Annotated in this window: 17 protein-coding genes; 13 read left to right on the top strand and 4 right to left on the bottom strand. The window is 37.2% G+C overall.

Annotated elements, in window-relative coordinates; all coding sequences use genetic code 11:
- The 8 genes from PQ474_RS00555 (at position 1) to PQ474_RS00590 (ending at position 9,393) form a co-directional block, all read left to right on the top strand.
- Positions 1–1,434: an aldehyde dehydrogenase family protein gene (locus tag PQ474_RS00555; protein ID WP_273839589.1), complete on the top strand. Its 1,434-nt coding sequence runs from the start codon at positions 1–3 to the stop codon at positions 1,432–1,434.
- Between the two features lie 35 nt (positions 1,435–1,469).
- Positions 1,470–2,492: a zinc-dependent alcohol dehydrogenase gene (locus tag PQ474_RS00560; protein WP_337956289.1), complete on the top strand. Its 1,023-nt coding sequence runs from the start codon at positions 1,470–1,472 to the stop codon at positions 2,490–2,492.
- Position 2,493: 1 nt separating this feature from the next.
- Complete coding sequence (locus PQ474_RS00565; protein WP_273839591.1) at positions 2,494–4,251, top strand: thiamine pyrophosphate-binding protein; 1,758 nt, start codon at positions 2,494–2,496, stop codon at positions 4,249–4,251.
- 151 nt (positions 4,252–4,402) lie between these two features.
- Positions 4,403–5,236: a sugar phosphate isomerase/epimerase family protein gene (locus PQ474_RS00570; RefSeq protein ID WP_273839593.1), complete on the top strand. Its 834-nt coding sequence runs from the start codon at positions 4,403–4,405 to the stop codon at positions 5,234–5,236.
- 292 nt (positions 5,237–5,528) lie between these two features.
- A complete protein-coding gene (gene aroD, locus PQ474_RS00575) occupies positions 5,529–6,314 on the top strand; it encodes a type I 3-dehydroquinate dehydratase (protein ID WP_273839595.1) in 786 nt (261 codons plus the stop codon).
- A gap of 170 nt (positions 6,315–6,484) precedes the next feature.
- A complete protein-coding gene (locus PQ474_RS00580; protein ID WP_273839596.1) occupies positions 6,485–7,195 on the top strand; it encodes a FadR/GntR family transcriptional regulator in 711 nt (236 codons plus the stop codon).
- A gap of 36 nt (positions 7,196–7,231) precedes the next feature.
- Positions 7,232–8,437 carry a CaiB/BaiF CoA transferase family protein gene (locus PQ474_RS00585; protein ID WP_273839598.1) on the top strand — a complete coding sequence of 402 codons (1,206 nt, stop codon included), beginning with the start codon at positions 7,232–7,234 and terminating at the stop codon, positions 8,435–8,437.
- Complete coding sequence (locus tag PQ474_RS00590; protein WP_273839599.1) at positions 8,437–9,393, top strand: hydroxymethylglutaryl-CoA lyase; 957 nt, start codon at positions 8,437–8,439, stop codon at positions 9,391–9,393. Before PQ474_RS00585 ends, PQ474_RS00590 begins: the two co-directional genes overlap by 1 nt.
- Before the next feature lie 87 nt (positions 9,394–9,480).
- On the opposite strand, the gene PQ474_RS00595 is transcribed toward PQ474_RS00590, so the two are convergent.
- The 3 genes from PQ474_RS00595 to PQ474_RS00605 all read right to left on the bottom strand — a co-directional run bounded on the left by PQ474_RS00595 (position 9,481) and on the right by PQ474_RS00605 (position 10,946).
- Entirely contained in the window at positions 9,481–9,684 is a 204-nt protein-coding gene (locus PQ474_RS00595; protein WP_273839600.1) for an alpha/beta-type small acid-soluble spore protein, read from the bottom strand.
- A 147-nt stretch (positions 9,685–9,831) separates the two neighbouring features.
- On the bottom strand, positions 9,832–10,536 hold the full coding sequence (gene deoD, locus PQ474_RS00600) for a purine-nucleoside phosphorylase (RefSeq protein ID WP_273839601.1): 705 nt from the start codon (positions 10,534–10,536) through the stop codon (positions 9,832–9,834).
- Between the two features lie 269 nt (positions 10,537–10,805).
- The gene (locus PQ474_RS00605) at positions 10,806–10,946 is read right to left on the bottom strand and encodes a YjcZ family sporulation protein (protein WP_337956291.1); all 141 of its coding nucleotides are present in this window, start codon (positions 10,944–10,946) and stop codon (positions 10,806–10,808) included.
- Between the two features lie 171 nt (positions 10,947–11,117).
- Between PQ474_RS00605 and eutH the strand changes: the two genes are divergently transcribed.
- On the top strand, positions 11,118–12,194 hold the full coding sequence (gene eutH, locus PQ474_RS00610) for an ethanolamine utilization protein EutH (protein ID WP_273839602.1): 1,077 nt from the start codon (positions 11,118–11,120) through the stop codon (positions 12,192–12,194).
- Between the two features lie 75 nt (positions 12,195–12,269).
- On the top strand, positions 12,270–12,941 hold the full coding sequence (locus PQ474_RS00615; protein WP_273839603.1) for an NAD(P)H-dependent oxidoreductase: 672 nt from the start codon (positions 12,270–12,272) through the stop codon (positions 12,939–12,941).
- 49 nt (positions 12,942–12,990) lie between these two features.
- Here PQ474_RS00615 and PQ474_RS00620 read toward each other — a convergent pair whose 3' ends face one another.
- A complete protein-coding gene (locus PQ474_RS00620) occupies positions 12,991–14,826 on the bottom strand; it encodes a DNA ligase D (protein ID WP_273839604.1) in 1,836 nt (611 codons plus the stop codon).
- Positions 14,827–14,939: 113 nt separating this feature from the next.
- On the opposite strand from PQ474_RS00620, the gene ku reads away from it, so the two are divergent.
- From ku to PQ474_RS00635, 3 genes are all read left to right on the top strand, one after another.
- A complete protein-coding gene (ku, locus tag PQ474_RS00625) occupies positions 14,940–15,824 on the top strand; it encodes a non-homologous end joining protein Ku (protein WP_273839605.1) in 885 nt (294 codons plus the stop codon).
- 208 nt (positions 15,825–16,032) lie between these two features.
- A complete protein-coding gene (locus PQ474_RS00630) occupies positions 16,033–18,741 on the top strand; it encodes an ATP-binding protein (protein ID WP_273839608.1) in 2,709 nt (902 codons plus the stop codon).
- Positions 18,742–18,759: 18 nt separating this feature from the next.
- On the top strand, positions 18,760–19,605 hold the full coding sequence (locus PQ474_RS00635) for a CheR family methyltransferase (protein WP_390186153.1): 846 nt from the start codon (positions 18,760–18,762) through the stop codon (positions 19,603–19,605).
- Positions 19,606–19,663 lie beyond the last annotated feature (58 nt).

Consider the following 19,663-nt stretch of genomic DNA (forward strand, 5'->3'; position numbering starts at 1 on the left):
ATGACTATTATGGAAGCAAAACCTTTCATTAATGGAGAGTGGATCTCTTCTGAGCGCGAAGTTATGGAAATGAAAAGTCCTTATTCTGGAGAAGTGATTGGTAAACAATTCCTTGCAACACCAGCAGATGTAGAAGATGCATTGGCAGCAACATATGTGGCTAAAAAGGAAATTGCAAAAATCTCTTCTTATGACCGTGCAAAAATATTAAAAAAAGCAGCAGCTCTTTTAGAACAAGAAAAAGAACGTTTTGCTAAATTGATTTCCCTTGAGCTAGGTAAACCTCTAAAAAATACTTTAGATGAGGTTGCTCGTTCCATTGAAACGTTGGAGCTTTCTGGCGAAGAAGCTAAACGTTTAACAGGTGAAACATTACCAGGTGATGCTTCAGAAAGAGGAGCTAAAGCGATTGCTACGACTTTCCGTGTGCCAGCAGGAGTTGTTGCAGCAATCACACCATTTAATGCGCCATTAAACTTGGTTTGTCATAAAGTAGGCCCTTCTTTTGCAGCAGGTAATAGCACGATTTTAAAGCCAGCACCACAGACAGCACTAATTGCTACAGAATTACTTAAATTATTATTAGAAGCTGGTTTACCAGAAAATGCTGTAAATATGGTACTTGGTGGCGTTGAAGCAGGACAACAAATTGTTAAAGATGACCGTGTTAATATTATCTCTTTCACAGGTGGAACGATTGCTAGTAAGAACATTTGTAAAATTGCAGGAATGAAGAAAGTGTTACTTGAGCTTGGAGGAAACGCATCGACGATTGTTCATGAGGATGCTGATTTAGAAAGAGCTGCAGACATTTGCGCGAAAACAGGCTTTAGCAATTCAGGACAAAGTTGTATTTCTGTTCAAAGAATCTATGTGCATAGATCCATTGTAGATGAATTTGCAGAACGCTTGAAAATGGAAGTTCAAAAGCTTAAAGTGGGCGATCCATTGCTACCAGATACAGATGTAGGTACATTGGTTCACGAAAATTCTGCGCTTCGCATTGAGCAGTGGATTGAGGAAGCTATTAAAGAAGGCGCAACACTATTAACAGGTGGAAAAAGAAACGGTGCTTCAGTAGAACCAACGTTACTTTTAAATCCATCTAAAACTAGTAATGTTGTCTGTCAAGAAGTATTTGGACCAATCGTGGGTATCATTCCTTATGACACTATTGAAGAAGCAATTGAAGAAACGAATGATTCGTCATTCGGTCTTCAAGCTGGAATCTTTACAAATAAAATGGATGTTGCTTACCAAGTAGCACATGCACTTGAAGTAGGTGGAGTTGTGATTAATGGATCTTCTAACTTCCGCTTAGATCATTGGCCGTATGGCGGCGTAAAGAATAGCGGAATTGGTCGTGAGGGCCCTCGTTATGCGATTGAGGATATGACTGAAACGAAAATGATCGTGCTTAGACTACCTGAATAATTGATGACATCTCTCCCCTTACTAAAAGGGGAGAGATGTCAAAGAAGGCTGTGGTGAAGAAAATGTTAGGACTGTATCTTAAAAATCCAAAAGAGCTCGAATTAAAAGAGTTCCCATCTGTCCATTCACTGAAAGATGATGAAGTAAAGATAAAATTAATCCATGCAGGAATTTGTGGATCAGATGTTGGTGTATACAATGGGAAAATTCCTCATGCAACTTATCCAGTTCGCCCAGGTCATGAACTTCTTGGAACGATCATTGAAACAGGGGAATTATGCCGTTACGAGATCGGGACGAGAGTTGTCGTTGGACCTAATACGTTTTGCGACGAATGCGAATATTGTTTGAAAGGCCAAAAAAACATCTGTGTTAATAAAAGTTCGCTCGGTGTAAATATGGACGGTGGATTCTCAGAAGAATTTGTCATCTCCTCAAGATTCATTATGCCGGTGCCAGATTATATTACAGATGAACAGGCTGTTTTAATTGAACCATTTTCCGTCATTGTTCATGCACTTGAGAAAGTCCAAATTTCAAAAGGGACTTCTGTCGCAATTATTGGTTGTGGAACAGAAGGGATGCTAGCCATTTCATTAGCCCATTATTTAGGTGCTAATATAACGGCGATAGACATTAATCAGGAAAAGTTAGCTAAAGCAGAGAATCATTTCGCTGGTTTAAAGTCTGCTTTACCTACAGATGTTTCTGAAAACGAGTTTGAAGTTGTCATTGAAGCCGCTGGAGTTGGCCCTGCTGTAATTCAAGCCATTGACATCGTAAAACCTGGTGGCGACATTGTTCTCGTTGGAATGGCACCTGAAGCTAACTTGCCAATTGTTCGCATTGTTCGGAAGGAAATTACGATTCATGGTTCGATTATTTATAGTTTCCCTATGGATTTCGAGAAAAGTGTCAAATACTTAGCTCAGGAAAATTTTAATGCTGAACCAGTTATTTCTAAAATTTTGCCTTTCAAAGAGTATGAACAGGCGTATGATGATGCAGTGTCTGGAAAATATGGAAAAATTATTTTAAATTTCAAGGAGGAACAATAAAATGAAAAAACTAGTTTCGCATTTAATGGTTAAATACCTTGAAGATCGCGGTGTAGAACATATCTTTGGTCTTTGTGGACATACAAATATTGCTGTATTAACGGAGCTTGAAAAAAGTTCTATCCGTTTTGTTAATGTGCGTCACGAACAAATTGCATCAACAGCTGCAGATGGTTATGCACGTGTAACGAAAAAGGCTTCTGTCGTGTTAAGCCATGTTGGACCAGGACTTACAAATGCAGCAACAGGTGTTGCGAATGCAGCACTTGACTCCATTCCAATGGTTGTAATCGCAGGGGATATTCCTAGTCACTACTATGGCAAGCATCCACACCAAGAAATTAACTTACATTCTGATGCTGCGCAAGTTGACGTTTATAAGCCGTTTGTAAAACGTGCTTGGCGAGTAGAGCGTCCAGAGCATGTTGCGGAGATTCTCGAAAAAGCCTTCCAATTGGCTGAGAGCGGTAACCCAGGACCAGTATTAGTATCTGTACCAATGGATATCTTCTCGAAAGAAGTTGAAGAAAGCACCTTCGACCGTGTGAAACATCATACAAAACAACTTGAAAAGCCATCTATTGATGATGTTACAGCGAAAAAAGTTGTTCAAGCACTTGTCGATGCGAAAAATCCTGTAATTTACGCTGGTGGAGGAGTCGTCCTTGCTGATGCAGCGAAAGAATTAAAAGAATTAGTGGATCACTTAGGTATTCCAGTTGCTCACTCTCTAATGGGGAAAGGTGTGCTTCCTGATGATCATCCATTGACATTAGGTATGACTGGTTTCTGGGGAACTAAATTTATTAACGAGAAAACTAGAACAGCAGATTGGATTCTTGGCCTAGGAACGCGCTTTGCTGAAGCGGACAGTAGTTCATGGGAACCTGAATATACGTTTGATATTCCAAATACTAAACTGATTCAAATTGATATCGACCCAAGTGAGATCGGAAGAAATTATCCAGCTGAAATGGGAATTGTTGCGGATTTAAAACAAGCGTTAAAAGTCATTAATCGTGTAGCAAAAGAACTTTACCCAGACGGGTTAAAAAATGAATTACTTGAGCAAGAAATTGCTAAAGTACGTGCAGAGTTTATTAACAGCAATAAACAATTCGTTACGGACAATGCTTTTCCAATGCAACCACAACGTATTTTAAGTGAAGTTCGTGAAGTACTTCCTAGAGATGCTTTCATCACTACTGATGTTGGTTGGAATAAAAATGGTGTTGGGCAGCAGTTTCCAATTTACACACCAGGTTCAGTGTTAACTCCTGGTGGTTTTGCAACAATGGGCTTTGGAGCACCAGCTGCACTTGGAGCTAAAGTAGCAAATCCAGATCGAGTGGTTGTATCGTTAGTAGGTGATGGTGGATTTGGACAAAACCCAGCACTTCTTGCGACAGCTAAAGAAGAAAACATTCCTGTTGTATGGGTCATCATGAATAATTCTGCGTTTGGTACAATCGCCGGCTTACAAAAAGCCCATTTCGGTACAACGCTAGGAACGCTTTTCCAAATTGATGGTGAAAACTATTCACCGGATTATGCAACGATTGCTAAAGCTTATGGAATTGAAGGGATCAAAGTGAACTCTGCTGAAGAGTTTAAGCCAGCTCTTGAAAAAGCCATTGCGATGAATAAGCCGGTAGTGATTGATGTAGCTATGATTAATAACCCAACTCCTACTTCGGGTCACTGGAATATCATGGACATTTATTCACCAGGCAAAAAAGTACACCACGTAACTACTTGATACATGTTTCAAGAGTCCTAGCGACTTAGGTTAGGACTCTTGAATTTGTCTAGAAACAAAACATCCCTCTCTTTTAGGTAATCATTTATCCCTGTAAGTGTGATGTTTCTGCATCAATGGTAGAGGTTAACACGATTGGAGGAACAAAGAAATGACAAAGCAATTTTCTTTAGCTCATCTTACTGCACTTGGTTGTTCACCGCCGGAGTTAATTTATATTGCAGCGCGAGCAGGTTATGATTTTGTTAGTTTGCGGCCTATTTTTATGGGACTCCCAGGTGAGCCTAATTATGCACTAGCTGAAAACAAGCAAATGATGAAGGAAACGAAAGCGGCTCTTTCTGAGACGGGAGTGAAGGTTCTAGATATAGAATTGGCAAGAATCTATGAAGGTCTTGATCCCAAAAAGTATCTCCCAGCTTTTGAAGTTGCAGCTGAGCTTGGCGGAAAACATGTGCTTAGTAGCATTTGGACAGATGATCGTAACTTTGCAATTGAATGTTTCCAAGAACTATGTGATTTAGCCGAACCCTTTGGACTTACGATTGATTTAGAGTTTGTTCCAATAGCGAGTGTTAAAAATCTAAAAGGAGCGCTTGAAGTCCTGCATGCTGCCAAAAAAGAGAACGCCGGTCTCATGATTGATGCGCATCACTTTCATCGTTCAAAAGACAAAATAGAAGAGCTTGACACAATTCCGCGTGAATGGTTCCATTATTTTCATCTTTGTGATGCCACCTCAACTATTCCAACCTCGGCGGACGAAATGGTTCGTATTTTGAGAGAGGAACGCTTATATGTTGGTGAAGGTGGTATTGATGTAGCTAGTATCGTTAATCGCTTACCTGAGATGCCTTATGCGATAGAACTTCCGAATTTGAAGCGCTCGCAAGAATTAGGTTATGAAGAATTTGCAAGACATTGTTTAGAAACTGCAAAAGATTATTTCGCGGCACATCCAAGAACTAGTACGGTTAACCCTTGATTTTTCTTCATGGATATATTATTCTCTCCTAATTTAATAGGAGAGTTTTTTTATTATAAATGAAAGATTTCCTTATAAAAGGTTGCTAATTTTTCATATTTGCATTAAACTTTAGTACATAAAAGCTTAAAAGCGCGAAAGCGTAATCGTTAATGCAAAATATAAAATGACAGAATTTTAGGTTGCTAAAAAGGACTAAGTTCCTTTATTATTAGAGGAACTATTTTTAAAATGTGATAGAGAGAAGCTGCTCATAAGAAATTTATTCAGATAAACGAGGGGGAGTTAGGCCATGAACGGGAAGGTTGCTCAAAGTAAGAATGTTAAAGTAAGAGGTATAGAATTAGGGGAAGGCAATGCACAAATTTGTATTCCTTTAGTCGGTAAAAATAAAAGTGAACTCCTCATTGAATTAGAGGCTGCAAAAGGAAAGAAGCCTGATCTGGTTGAATGGCGTGCTGATTTTTTTGAAAATTTAGATGATACTGTAAAAGTAGTTGAAATGCTCTCCATTATTCGTACTCATGTGGAGGATATTCCAATTCTCTTTACCATTCGCTCGATAAAAGAAGGTGGAAATCCAATTCTTTTAACCGAACCAGCAAAGATCAAACTAATAGAGGATGTTTGTTCTACGAAACAAGTCGATATTATTGACTATGAGTTAGTTAATAATAAAGAGGATATAAGATATTTAAGAACGATTTCTAATAAGCATAATGTCAAATTTATATTATCTTACCACAATTTTGAATATACGCCTGAATCTTCTGTCCTTTTAGAGAAATGTGTTGCTGCACAGACATTTGAGGCCGATTTAGTGAAAATTTCTGTAATGTCTAAAAAATTAGATGATGTTTTACTTTTATTACAGACAACACAAGATGCTCAAAAAATGGTTGACCTTCCATTAGTGACCATTTCGATGGGGAAATATGGTGCAATTACTAGAATGTTTGGATTCGTTTTTGGTTCCACGATTACATTTGGTATGGGGCAAAATAGTTCTGCTCCAGGTCAGATCCCGGTAGACGAATTGAGAACAGTTATTGATATTATTAAAAAATCAACTAAATAATAAAAAAGTTGTTTCCGGAAATACTGGGGACAACTTTTTTTATTAGGAAAAGATTCTTTTAAACGAAGGCCTCGTTTTGATTGACTACAGACGTTTTATTTTATATAATTTATTTAATAAGAATTGGACTACCCAATAGTCCAATTATACTTCTTTAGGAGTGGATAACTATGACCCATTCACATTTTTCAACTGTACGAAGTGAAAGACTATATGAGAAAATCGTCCAACAGCTATTGGAGTTAATTGACGAAGGAAAATTACAACCGGGTGATAGACTACCTGCAGAGCGTAAATTAGCTGAAAGTTTAGGGTGTAGTCGAACTTCGTTAAGAGAAGCATGCAGAGTTTTAGAGTCAGAAGGAATTATAATTTCAAAACCAGGTGGTGGGAGATTTATCCAACGGGTTGATCAAACTTTGACCTTAAAGTATCAATTTAATACAGTTGATATGTTAGAAAAAACCGCCATTATTTACTTCTTAGAAGCCAGAGAAGCACTTGAACCAAAGGTGGCAGAATTAGCTAGTCAAAGAGCAACCAGTGAAAACATAAGTAAGCTTGAAGATGTGATGACAAAAATGGAGGAAAAATTAAAGTACCCTGAGGAGCATGTAGAAGCAGATAGCAGTTTTCACTTAGCTTTGGCAGAGGCTACTCAAAACTTTGTTTTTGTCTCGATGATGGAGTCAAATTTAAATATGATTCGTCAAGTTCGAAAGCAGACACTGCATTCAGAATCTCGTTATCTTAAATCGTTAAGTGAGCATAGAGCTATTTTAGAGGCGGTAAAACAAAGAGACGCGGAAAAAGCAGTTGAGGCTACACTTGATCACTTAAAACATATTCGTGATCATGTTTTAGGAGATCGTGAAAAGTAATCTAATTAAATTTACATTAAAAGGAAGTGCAAACAAATGAAAAAAATGAGTTTTGGACCATTAACAGGTGTGAAGATATTAGATATCTCTACAATGATTGCAGCTCCGTTTGGTGCGACACTACTAGCAGATTTAGGTGCAGAAGTTACAAAGGTTGAATTACCTGGTAAGGGTGATACCCTTCGGACGGTAGGTCCTTGGAAAGGGACGGAGCCATTAAGATGGCCTGGATTAGCTCGTAATAAAAAATCTGTTACATTAGACATTCGCTCTGAAGAGGGAAAAGAAATCTTTTTGAAGTTAATAGCAAAAGTGGATGTACTCATTGAAAATTTCAGACCAGGAACCTTAGAAAAATGGGGACTAGGTTATGAGGAATTAAAAAAGGTTAACCCTAAACTAATTATGACTAGAGTGTCTGGTTATGGTCAAACAGGTCCTTACAAAGAAAAGGCTGGTTTTGGAACTCCAGGGACAGCATTTAGTGGTCATACAGCTATTCAAGGGTATCCAGATCGTCCACCAGTAAGTCCTTCTTATTCACTACTTGATTACATTACAGGCATTTATGTGGCGTTTGCGACAGTGAGTGCCCTTTACGGCCAAGAGGTAAATGATGATGAGGAAGGCCAAGTAGTCGAGATGGGCTTATATGAATCTATTTTCCGTATGTTAGAGTTCTTAATAGCTGAGTACGATCAAAATGGAAAAGTAAGAGAAAGAAGTCCTGGACTTGCGGGGCATTCAAGTCCGGCGGGCACATACGAAACAAAGGATGGCAAGTTTGTTGTACTAGTGTGTAGCACAGATTCAACATTCAACAGATTAGCTGAAGCGATGGAGCGCACAGATATGTTAGAGGATTCTCGTTATTATACCAACTCAGAACGCTTGAAGAATGATGCTGACGTTCAAGGAATTGTCTCAGATTGGATTAAACAATTAACACAACAAGAATTAACAGATAAATTAGATTCATTTGGTGTACCAGTAAGCCCCATTTTAACGATTGAAGATATCTTTAAAGATCCGCAGTATAAAGCAAGAGAGAATATTGTTGAAGTCGAACATCCACGACTTGGTACGATTAAAGTTCCAGGAGTAGTACCTAAATTCTCCAAAACACCTGGGGCGATTCGTCACCGCGCACCAGAACTTGGAGAGCATAATGAAGAAGTGTTAACAAGTCTTGGATTAACCGCTGAAGACTTAGCAAACTTAAAAGAAAAGGGGATTATCTAATGAATGAATTAAAACAGCTTATAATACCTTCAAAAGTAGAAATTTGTGAAGTGGCTCCTCGTGATGGATTCCAAGCAGAGACGGAATGGATCCCAACAGAAACTAAGCTACGTATTATTAAAGAGCTTGCATCAACAGGTGTTAAATCAATGGAGATTACGTCATTTGTTCATCCTAAAGCAATTCCTCAATTAAAGGATGCAGAAGAAGTAGTAAGAAAATCTCAAGCCCTTAAAGGGATTAAGTTTAGAGCTTTAGTACCTAATGTAAAAGGAGCAGAAAGAGCCATTGATGCTGGAATTACAAAGTTAAAGTTGATGCTTTCTGCAACTGATGCTCATAGTCTTTCTAATGCTAACAGTACTAGTGAAGAAGCTCAAAATAAATTAGAGCCAATCATTGAAGTGGCTGCAAAAAGAGGAGTAAAAGTTGGAGGATCGATTTCAGTAGCATTCGGTTGCCCGTACGAGGGAAATGTGCCTTTAAGTCGTCTTGTAGCAATATTAGATCGATATACTAAAATGGGAATAGATGAGGTTTCGCTTGCTGATACAACTGGAATGGCGAATCCCGTGCAAGTGTACAACTTATTAGGAAATCTTAAGGAACAATTTCCTGCGATGACCTTCTCAATGCATCTTCATAACACACGAGGAATGGCTTTAGCAAATGCTGTGGCAGCGCTTCAACAAGGAGTGATCCATTTTGATAGCTCTATTGCTGGATTAGGAGGTTGTCCATATGCACCAGGTGCATCTGGCAATATTGCTACGGAGGATCTCGTTCATTCATTTCATGAGATGGGAATGGAAACAGGCATTGACTTAAACTCTGCTATCAATATCGCTAAAGGAGTAAAAGAAACCCTTGGTCATGATGGTGGTAGTTACATGCTTCAAGCCGGCCCATGTTCTGAACTGCATATTAAACCAGCTTCTCAGGAGAAATTAGGCTAGTATGATAGATAGAAAAAGCATCTTGGATTTATAAAATCCAAGATGCTTTTTTAATGGAGTGAGTGTGGGCGAAAAATTAATTTTTATTTAGAATCTTGAACCGTTTAACTGTTGTTCAGCCATTTGAACAAGACGTTTTGTGATTTCTCCACCAACTGAACCATTTGCACGAGAAGTCGTATCAGCTCCAAGCTGTACCCCAAACTCTGTGGCAATTTCATATTTCATTTGATCTAATGCTTCTTCTACTCCTGCTACTAAAAGGTTGTTGTTGTTCGTGTTCTGTGTCATGTCTAATCACCTCTTTGTAAGTTTTCAAAGTTAGTATATCAGGGAGGCGTTTATTATATACATTTATTAAACAAAAGGTAGTAAGATGCTAAATTAAAACGGCCACCGAAACATTGTTCAGTCGGTGACCGGTCTTTTTCATTTCTCTTATTTCTTGATGACAGCTTCTAAAGCAACTTCCATCATATCACTAAATGTCGTTTGGCGTTCTTCTGAAGTGGTTTCTTCACCAGTTAAAATATGATCACTTACAGTCAGAACTGATAGCGCGTTTCGGCCGAATTTCGCTGCAATCGTGTAAAGAGCGGCTGTTTCCATTTCAACGGCTAAAATGCCGTACTTTGCCCATTTTTCAAGTTCGCCATTGTCGTTATAGAACATATCTGCGGTAAATACATTCCCCACCTTTAAATTTAACCCTTTTTCTACTCCTACATCATAAGCTTTCTTTAATAAATCAAAATTAGCCGTTGGAGCATAGTCGACGCCACCGAATGTCAGACGATTCATCTGTGAATCAGTTGAAGCACTCATAGCTAAAATAACGTCTCTTACTTTAACATCCTTTTGTATAGCACCACATGTTCCAACACGGATTAAATTTTGAACATTATATTCTTGCATTAATTCATTAATGTAAATGGATATGGAAGGAACACCCATACCTGTTCCTTGAACAGAAATTCTCTCTCCTTTATATGTACCAGTAAAGCCTAACATTCCTCTTACTTCATTATAACAAACAGCATCCTCTAAAAACGTTTCTGCAATATATTTTGCTCGTAAAGGGTCTCCTGGAAGAAGTATTGTTTCAGCAATTTCACCTTGTTTTGCACCAATATGTACGCTCATTTAAGTGCCCTCCTAAATAGTATTTGAATAGATTACATCCATCCATACTATAACATAACCAATTGACTTCTCAAATTAGTGAGGACCTTGATGTGACACTCTTTTTATTACAATTTAAGAAACGAATTGGATTTGTAAGAGTTGAACAAGATTGATCTTTCGAAGTAGCTAAATAAAAGCTCAAGCTTAGATAGGTACACTTAGCATTAACTTGTATTAAGTTTGGTTATTCAGTACTAAAAGCGCCCTTTTACAGGCGCTCTATGACGTTACCTAAACCAACTTGCACCAAGGATGATCAACAGGATGACAAGCACTACAATGAGAGCAAAGCCAAAACCTGAACCTCGCCTAGGTGTAGGAGGGCAACAATATCCATAACTTCCGTACCAAGGACCGTAGTAACCCATATCGATACCACCTTTCAAAAGGAGGGTTAATACACAGTATGCAAATGTCCTCAAATGCGACTGGGTAAGTGTGGAAATTTCGCGAAAAATGTGTTTAGATTAAATAATAGCAATCTTTGTTCATGTGAAATTTGATTGGTGAAATGCTGAATTCATTTTAGGAGCTAGAACATGGGGATAAACGATATCATTGTTTACATAATGGTCTTCTTTTTAGTTTTAGGTGCGATCGATAAATGTTTGGGAAATAGATGGGGGTTAGGAGAAAGTTTTACAAATGGTTTTATGGCAATGGGGCCATTAACACTGGCAATGGTTGGAATCGTTTCTTTAGCACCTGTGATTGCCAAGCTAGTAACGCCTTTTATTGCTCCTATTTACGGTCTGGTGGGAGCGGACCCTGCAGCATTTGCTAATACGATTTTAGCATTAGATATGGGAGGGTATGCCTTAGCTGTTGAAATGGCTAGGAGTCCTGATGCTGAAATTTTTTCTTGGGTATTTTTAGGAACCATGATGGGACCTACTATCGTCTTTACAATACCAGTCGCATTGGGAATAATTGATAAAAAAGATCACGGTTATTTTGCAAAAGGTGTACTACTTGGAATAATCACCGTTCCAATAGGTTGTTTAATAGGTGGTTTTGTAGCCAAGCTTGATATGCAAGTCGTAATGGCCAATCTAATTCCAACAATGGCGCTATCTTTATTTATTGCTCTTGGACTATGGAAGGCAACGGTTAAAATGATAAGAGGGTTTGAAATTCTTGGAAAGGCAATCGAAATTATAGCCATTATCGGTTTAACTGCCATCATTGTTGAAACTCTAACAGGTTTCGTTCTTATTCCCAATATGACCCCACTCAATGAAGGAATTCAAATTGTCGGTATGATCGTAATTATCCTTGCAGGCGCCTTTCCAATGGTGACTTTTATTAGTAGCGTATTTAAGAAAAATTTACTGAAAATGGGTTCAAGATTAGGAATAAATGAGATGTCAACTACTGGTTTAATTGCTTCCGTGGCTCACGTTATTCCAATGTTAGCTATATATAAAGATATGGAGCCAAAAGGGAAGGTAATTAACGTTGCGTTTGCCGTTAGTGGAGCATTTGTTTTAGGTGGTCACTTAGGGTTTGTAGCAGGAATGAAAAAAGAGATGGTCTTTGCAATGATTGTAGGCAAATTAACCGCTGGAATTACAGCAGTGTTGTTAGCGCAGGCAGTGATGAGCCGTGAAGGGTAAAGGAATACAACTCATTTGTTTTCTTTTCTAAGGTATGGTACCATCCTTCCTAAAATAAGAAATGGAGAGGGAAAGATGAATAAAGAAAATGTAAAAAAACAAGTACTAGACGCGCTTCATTATAGACATGCGACAAAAACATTTGATCCGGATAAGAAAATTTCCGAAGAAGATTTTAAGTTTATTTTAGAGACTGGACGCTTATCACCTAGCTCTATAGGGATAGAGCCTTGGAAGTTTATTATTGTTCAGAATACGGAATGGAGAGAAAAGCTAAGAGACATTGCTTGGGGAGCAGGAGGACAGCTCCCAACAGCTAGTCATTTTGTTATAATACTTGCACGAACGATCAAAGATGTAAAATTTGATTCGGAATATATCGCTCGGCACTTAAGGACAGTAAAGAAGTACCCCGCAGATGTTCTAAAGGAGATTCCGGAAAGATATAAAAATTTTCAAGAAAAATTTGGCTTATTGCAGAGTGAGCGAACCATTTTTGATTGGTCCTCAAAACAAACCTATATTGCATTAGCAAATATGATGACGGCAGCTGCTCAAATTGGTGTCGATTCCTGTCCAATTGAAGGGTTCAACTACAATCTTGTTCATACCTTTCTAAAAGAAAAGGGACTGCTAGAAGATGGTTCATTTGATATATCGGTTATGGTTGCATTTGGTTATCGAGCAGTTGAACCACGTTCGAAAACGAGGAAACCGATGGGTGATATTGTTAAGTGGATTAACTAGAAATATAGGAGTCACCAAGGAACGATTTTTCCTTGGTGACTCCTTTCCTTTATCTAATAAGTTCATTTAGTTGTTTTAACACATTTCCAAACGAAGGTTGTTCGTTGACTTGTCGTAAGTGCAGAAAAGGATCTCCTTGTTTCTCTAGGCGTTCAATAACAGCAGGAAGAGTAAACATAGATGGTTTTAACGCTGCGTTTACCTCTTGCCATAGTAAAGGGGTTGCCGCTTGTCCAAATACGCTTCCACGTGGTGAGTATGGGGCAACAATTGTTTTTCCTTGATCGTGCTGAATGTAATCAAGGTATAATTTATTGCCTCTATTTTTCTTAAGACGTTCTGTTGTAAACCACTTTGGTTGTTGTTCACACAAAAATTGACAAACGAACTCCGTGAATATTCGAGTCTGTTCGTAAGAATATTGTTGTTCGGGTAAAGGAATGTAAAGTTGTATTCCCTTTCCACCAGACGTCTTAACAAAGGATTCTAGCTTAAATTGATCAAAAATGGCTTTCATTTGTAAAGTTGCTTCTATCGCTAATGAAAATTCTTCAACTGATGGTGGGTCCAAATCAAAAACAATCTCAGTTGGCTTATTTGTATCTCGTGTTTGAAAAGGAATATGAAACTCTAAGGCAAGTTGATTACCTAGCCATAACAGGGTTTCAAGGTTGTTGCATAGAATGTAGTTAATGTCCTCTACAAGTTCCGTCTCAACAAAACTAGGAGCGTAGTCTGGACAGTGTTTTTGATAAAAATGCTCTGCAGCGGACCCATGAGGATAGCGAATGACGGTTAATAGCCGTTCTTGTAAGAACGGTAGAAGATAAGGAGCTACTTTTTGTAAGTACAGAAGGTAATCATCCTTATCAACATGTATTTGCGGCCAGAGTGGTTTCTCAAGACTTGTCACATTAAAGCTTGGTGGTAATGGATGGAGTTGGCGTAATACTAATTTCCAAGTGCATTCACTTGGTTCTAATTGAAAATTAAAAGCATGGAATCGCGGTTCCCTCAATTGTTTCCCATCAAAATCAATACAGGCAATTTCTACACAAATAGAGGGTTCAATTTCCCATACACTCGTCGAAGTTTTTTGACCATTTTGTTGAAAAAAAGTGAATAATGTATCCTCTTCTTCTTCTGATAAGCCATGTCGGAAAACAACAATTTCTAAAAGCTGATCATCTTTATAAACAGCCCCATGAAAATACCCATTTGCTTTATCATATTTCGTTAAACAGACAGAAATAAAACGATAATTTTTAATTTTTAACCAGTTAGATGTCCGTTTACCTGCTTCCCATAAACTTTTTTTTCTCTTGGCAACTAGACCTTCTCCATTATAAAGTACGATTTTATTCCATAAATGTTCACTGTTGTCATAAGAGTCAACCGCTTGTAGACGTTTCGAGTTTTTATACATAACGCACGTAGGTAACGAATACTGCTTAAAAAATGTTTGTAATGTTTTTTTTCTTCTTGGAAGAGATTGGTCACTTAGATTTTCACCTTTAATACTGATCAAATCAAAAACTACAAGATGACATGGGAAATTATTAGCATGCTTGTTTATTACACTCTTTGTTTTCATTCTCCCACGTAATTGCACATGTTTAAATTCACTTTTAAAGTTATTAAGTAGAAAAACAATTTCTCCATCAAGAATTAACGGCAATAATTCTTTTATTTGGGAATAGAGAGAACGGCAGAATGAAATAATTTCTGGGAACTGCTCATTTAACGATTTACCATTCCGACTAATTAGTTGGGGAGTTTCCTCCGTCCAATGAAGAAGACAGCGAAACCCGTCAAACTTGGTTTCGTACATCCATCCTTTTTCTTTCGGAATGTCAATGGCAGGTGACAACAGCATTGGTTTCACTATTTCTACCTACTTTCTGGTGTGTTTGTCATTAGCCTTTTACACTTTTTAATGAACGATACATATTTATCATTAAAACTTTGCACATTAAGAAAAAAAGTAGGTGATCTGTGATGCATACAGTTTGGAAAGGCAGCATAAGCTTTGGTCTTGTAAATATTCCAATAAAGCTTCATACCGCAACGGAGAATAAGGATATCAAGTTAAGGCAATTACACAAAGAGTGTCACACACCAATTAGTTATCAAAAGGTCTGTCCAGGTTGTGAGAAAGAAGTGAAGAACGAAGATATTGTAAAAGCATATGAATATGCAAAAAATAAATTTGTTGTGTTAGATGAAGAAGAGCTTGAGAAGCTAAAAAAAGAAAATGAAGATAAGGCAGTTGAGATTATTGACTTTGTTAAGCTAGAAGAAATTGACCCTATTTACTTTGAAAAAAGTTACTTCATTGCTCCGGATAATGGCGGAGGGAAAGCTTATTCGTTGTTAAGAAAAGCCCTGTTAGAATCGGGAAAAATTGGAGTTGCAAAAATCATTATTCGTTCCAAAGAGCAATTAGCAATTGTACGTGTCTATAAAGAAACGCTAGTAATGGAGACGATTCACTTTCCTGATGAGGTTCGGAATGTTGAGGAAGTTCCAAATGTTCCTTCTGAGCAATTAGTTGTTCAAAAAGAACTGGATACAGCGTTAATGCTCGTTGATCAATTAACGACTACCTTTGATCCAGAAAAGTATAGTGATGAATACCGAACGGCTTTAATGGAACTTATCGAAGAAAAGAAATCAGGAAAAGATACAGTGACAGCAACCGAAAAGCAACCAGCTGCACCTTCAAATGTCACGGATTTAATGTCTGCACTACAGGCATCACTCGACAAGACAAAAACGAAAAAGCCTGCTACAAGAAAACGAAAACCGGTTGCAACTAAAAATGTTTCGCAACCGACAACAGAAAAAAAGACAGAAAAAGCAAGTGCGCGAAAGAAGGCATAGCATAATGAACTAGCTGAACTGGCATTAAATAGAGGGTAATAAAAAGGGACGAATAACCCTTTTATTACCTTTTTTTGTATGGTAAGTTTTCTAGCTTTAATTGCTAGATTCTCTATGTCAACATACTAGTTAATATAGTAAACTAGTAATAGAACAGTAATATTTAGATCTTAGAAATAAATGATTAGTAAAAGAGGGTTTTAATAAAATGAAACTGAAAACAAAACTTATTTTAGGTTTAGGTACCATTATTTTGATTATTATCTTGCTAAGTGTGACAGTTTATAATACATTAGATCGTCAGAATGAGTCGTTGCGAGAAGTCGTTTTAGACAATTATACAAGAGTCATGCTGTCGCAAGAATTAAAAAATGAAATGAATATCGTTGCGAGAGAAGTACGGGAGTTGCTATTGATCGACACAGAATCTGAGCAAAGTAAAAAAGTCACAACTATTAATCAATCGCTTCATTCTATCACTCGTATGTATAACACTTTAGATGAAGTTTCCTCAAACGATAGGGAGAAAAACGTCAGAATTGTTTCTATTCAAGATTTACATCTTGCTTATTCTGAAATGGTACAGAATGTCATAATGCTGGCAACAACAGAAAGTACTGAGCTAGCAAGGAATTACTTATTCGAACAAAACATTAGGTTCGAAATGCTTAAAGAGATAGACGCCTTAGTCGAGCTCGAAGAACAAACATTACTTAGTGCTCTTGTTGAATCTGATCAGGCGTATGAAAGAGCAATGACTATACTAGCTATTTTCATTGTGGCTTCTATTGGGATTGTCGTTTTTATTACATACATCATAATTAAAAATATCTCTACAGGCATTAACCATGTTCGAAAAATCATCACAAGTGTACCTTCACACGCGCTTGACAATTTACCAAGGATTAACAACATCTCCACTGATGAAATAGGAGACATTTCAAATGCCTATAATGAAATGGCTGCAGCCCTTGAAAAGGTTTCAAAGCAAGAAAAACAAGTGGCTCATACGCTAAAAGAGGAAAATTGGATTAAATCTCGTTATGCAGAAATCGCCATGAAAATACAGGGAATACAAGAGTTAAATGAATTCGGAGAAACCTTTATGACGAATGTAGCTCAGTTTGTAAGAGCAACGCATGGTGTGATTTATATAAAAGACGAATCGACTAAATTAAAAAAGTTAGCTTCTTATGCAGGCACAGAAGAACGTGAAAGTGAGATGGTTGAATCTATTGACCTTGGTAAAGGTTTAGTTGGACAATGTGCGGCAGATAATAGAGTAATGCAAATTGACCCGCTGCCTAAGGGATATATTACTACTAAGTCGGGATTAGGAGAATCAACGCCTACTTCATTAATTCTTCTCCCGATTGTATTTGAAGGTGATGTACTCGGAGTTGTTGAGTTAGCTAAATTTGAATCCTTTACAGAATCAGAAATCAGTATTTTAAGACAAGTTTGTCAAGCATCTGGATCAAGCATTAAACGGATTTTACATCACGTGAGAATTGAAGAGCTGTTAGCAGAATCTCAAACGCAGGCAGAGGAATTACAAACACAAGCAGAAGAACTTCAGCAGCAACAAGAAGAATTAAGGTTAATAAATGAACAACTACACGAACAGTATAAGCAATCAGATGGTCGTAAAAAAGAGTTAGAAATGATCAAAGAGGATTTAGAGGATAAGAATAGAAGTATTAAACTGGTCTCGAGATATAAGTCTGAGTTTCTTGCGAATATGTCTCATGAATTACGTACACCTTTAAATAGTATGCTTATATTATCGCAATTATTAGCAGAGAACCAAAATGGAAATCTAACGAATGTTCAAGTGGAGCATGCAAATACGATTTTTACTTCTGGAACAGATTTACTTAATCTTATCAACGATATTTTGGATTTATCTAAAATTGAATCAGGTAAGATGGAAGTCTACCCAGAAGAAGTGCCTATTTCAGATGTGAGGGCGTTTGTAGAAAGACAATTCATGCCTGTTTCGAATCAAAAAGACCTAAACTTTAAAATCAATATTGATGAATCAGCGCCAACCATAATCTTTTCAGATGATCAACGATTAAAACAGATTTTAAAAAATCTCTTATCTAATGCTTTTAAGTTCACAAGTAAAGGAAGCGTTGAACTACAAGTAAAAAAAGGTCCAGAAAGTGAGGGAATGAAGGTTTCTTTCTCTGTTGTTGATACAGGTATTGGGATTACAAAAGAAAAACAGCAACAGATTTTTGAGGCATTCTATCAGGAAGATGGAACGATCACAAGGAAATTTGGGGGCACAGGGTTAGGTTTGTCAATTAGTAGAGAGCTTTCAGAACTACTTGGAGGGTATATCGAGGTTGAAAGTATTGAGAACCAAGGTAGTCAATTCACGTTACATTTACCAGACTTAAATAGCATGTCGGTTGTTCAAAAATTGACCGATGAGGTAGCAGTTACCTTAGAAGAAGAACATATAAAACTTGAACAGCAACATCATGAGGTAAAGGATGAGGTGGTTTGTCCTAAATATGTATCTAACAGCGAATTGCAAGATAAATGTATTTTAGTTGTTGATGATGATATGAGAAACGTCTTTGCACTTACAACGGCGTTAGAAATGCAAAAGGTGAAAGTAGTATTTGCTGAAAACGGCAAAGAATCTCTTACTCTATTAGAAAAAGAGCCGGTCATTGATCTCGTTCTAATGGATATCATGATGCCAGAAATGAACGGATACGAAGCAATGGAAGCAATAAGAAAAAATGAAAAATGGGAAGATTTACCGATAATAGCTCTTACTGCTAAGGCGATGAAAAGTGACAAAGAGAAGTGTATTAAAGCAGGAGCATCTGATTATATAAGTAAGCCTGTAAATATGGAGCAATTACTTTCATTAATTAAGGTATGGCTTCACAAGTAAGGAGATAGTAGGTGAGTAATATTGCTAGATCAGCCTAACCACTTAGCAGAAGAGATTGAAAAAATTGAGATTAAGTTATTGTTAGAAGGAATCTACCAGAGATATGGGTATGATTTTAGGAATTATGCTTTTTCATCTATTAGAAGGAGAATTTGGTATCGGGCTCAAATTGAAGAGGTACATTCTATCTCAGAATTTCAAGCTAAAGTCCTTTATGATTCAGATTTAATGAGAAAACTTTTAAGTGACTTTTCTATTAATGTTACGGAAATGTTCCGTGACCCAGGTTTTTTTAAGGTGTTTAGATTAAAGGTCGTTCCTATTTTAAGAGAGCTACCTTACATTAGAATATGGCACGCGGGCTGTTCATCAGGAGAAGAAGCATATTCAATGGCTATTGTATTACATGAAGAAGGACTTTATGAGAAAGCCCAGATTTACGCAACAGATATGGATGAAAAAATTATTGAAAGAGCGAAACAAGGTAAGATAACTCTGGATCATATGAAGCTTTATACGAAAAATTACCAAAAGGCTGGTGGAACGAAGGAATTTTCAGAATACTATTCTGTTACAGATAACTATGTAACGTTAAAACCTTTTTTAAAAAAGAATCTTATTTTTGCTCATCATAACTTAGTCACCGATCACTCTTTTAACGAGTTTCACATGATTGTTTGTCGAAATGTCCTTATATACTTTAATAAACAACTAACAAATCGGGTATATGACCTTTTTTATGATAGTCTAAGTGATGGTGGGTTTTTAGGGTTAGGTAGTAAAGAATCCATTAACATGTACAAATCTTCTAGTACATATGAAGAAATAGATACGGTTGAGAGACTCTATAAGAAGGTTAAATAAGCAACCTGACTTTATTCTCAATTGCTTCAACAACAATAAAGAAAGAGATAGAGGGGAT

It is taken from the genome of Halalkalibacter alkalisediminis (assembly GCF_028610705.1).
Taxonomy (GTDB): domain Bacteria; phylum Bacillota; class Bacilli; order Bacillales; family Bacillaceae_D; genus Halalkalibacter; species Halalkalibacter alkalisediminis.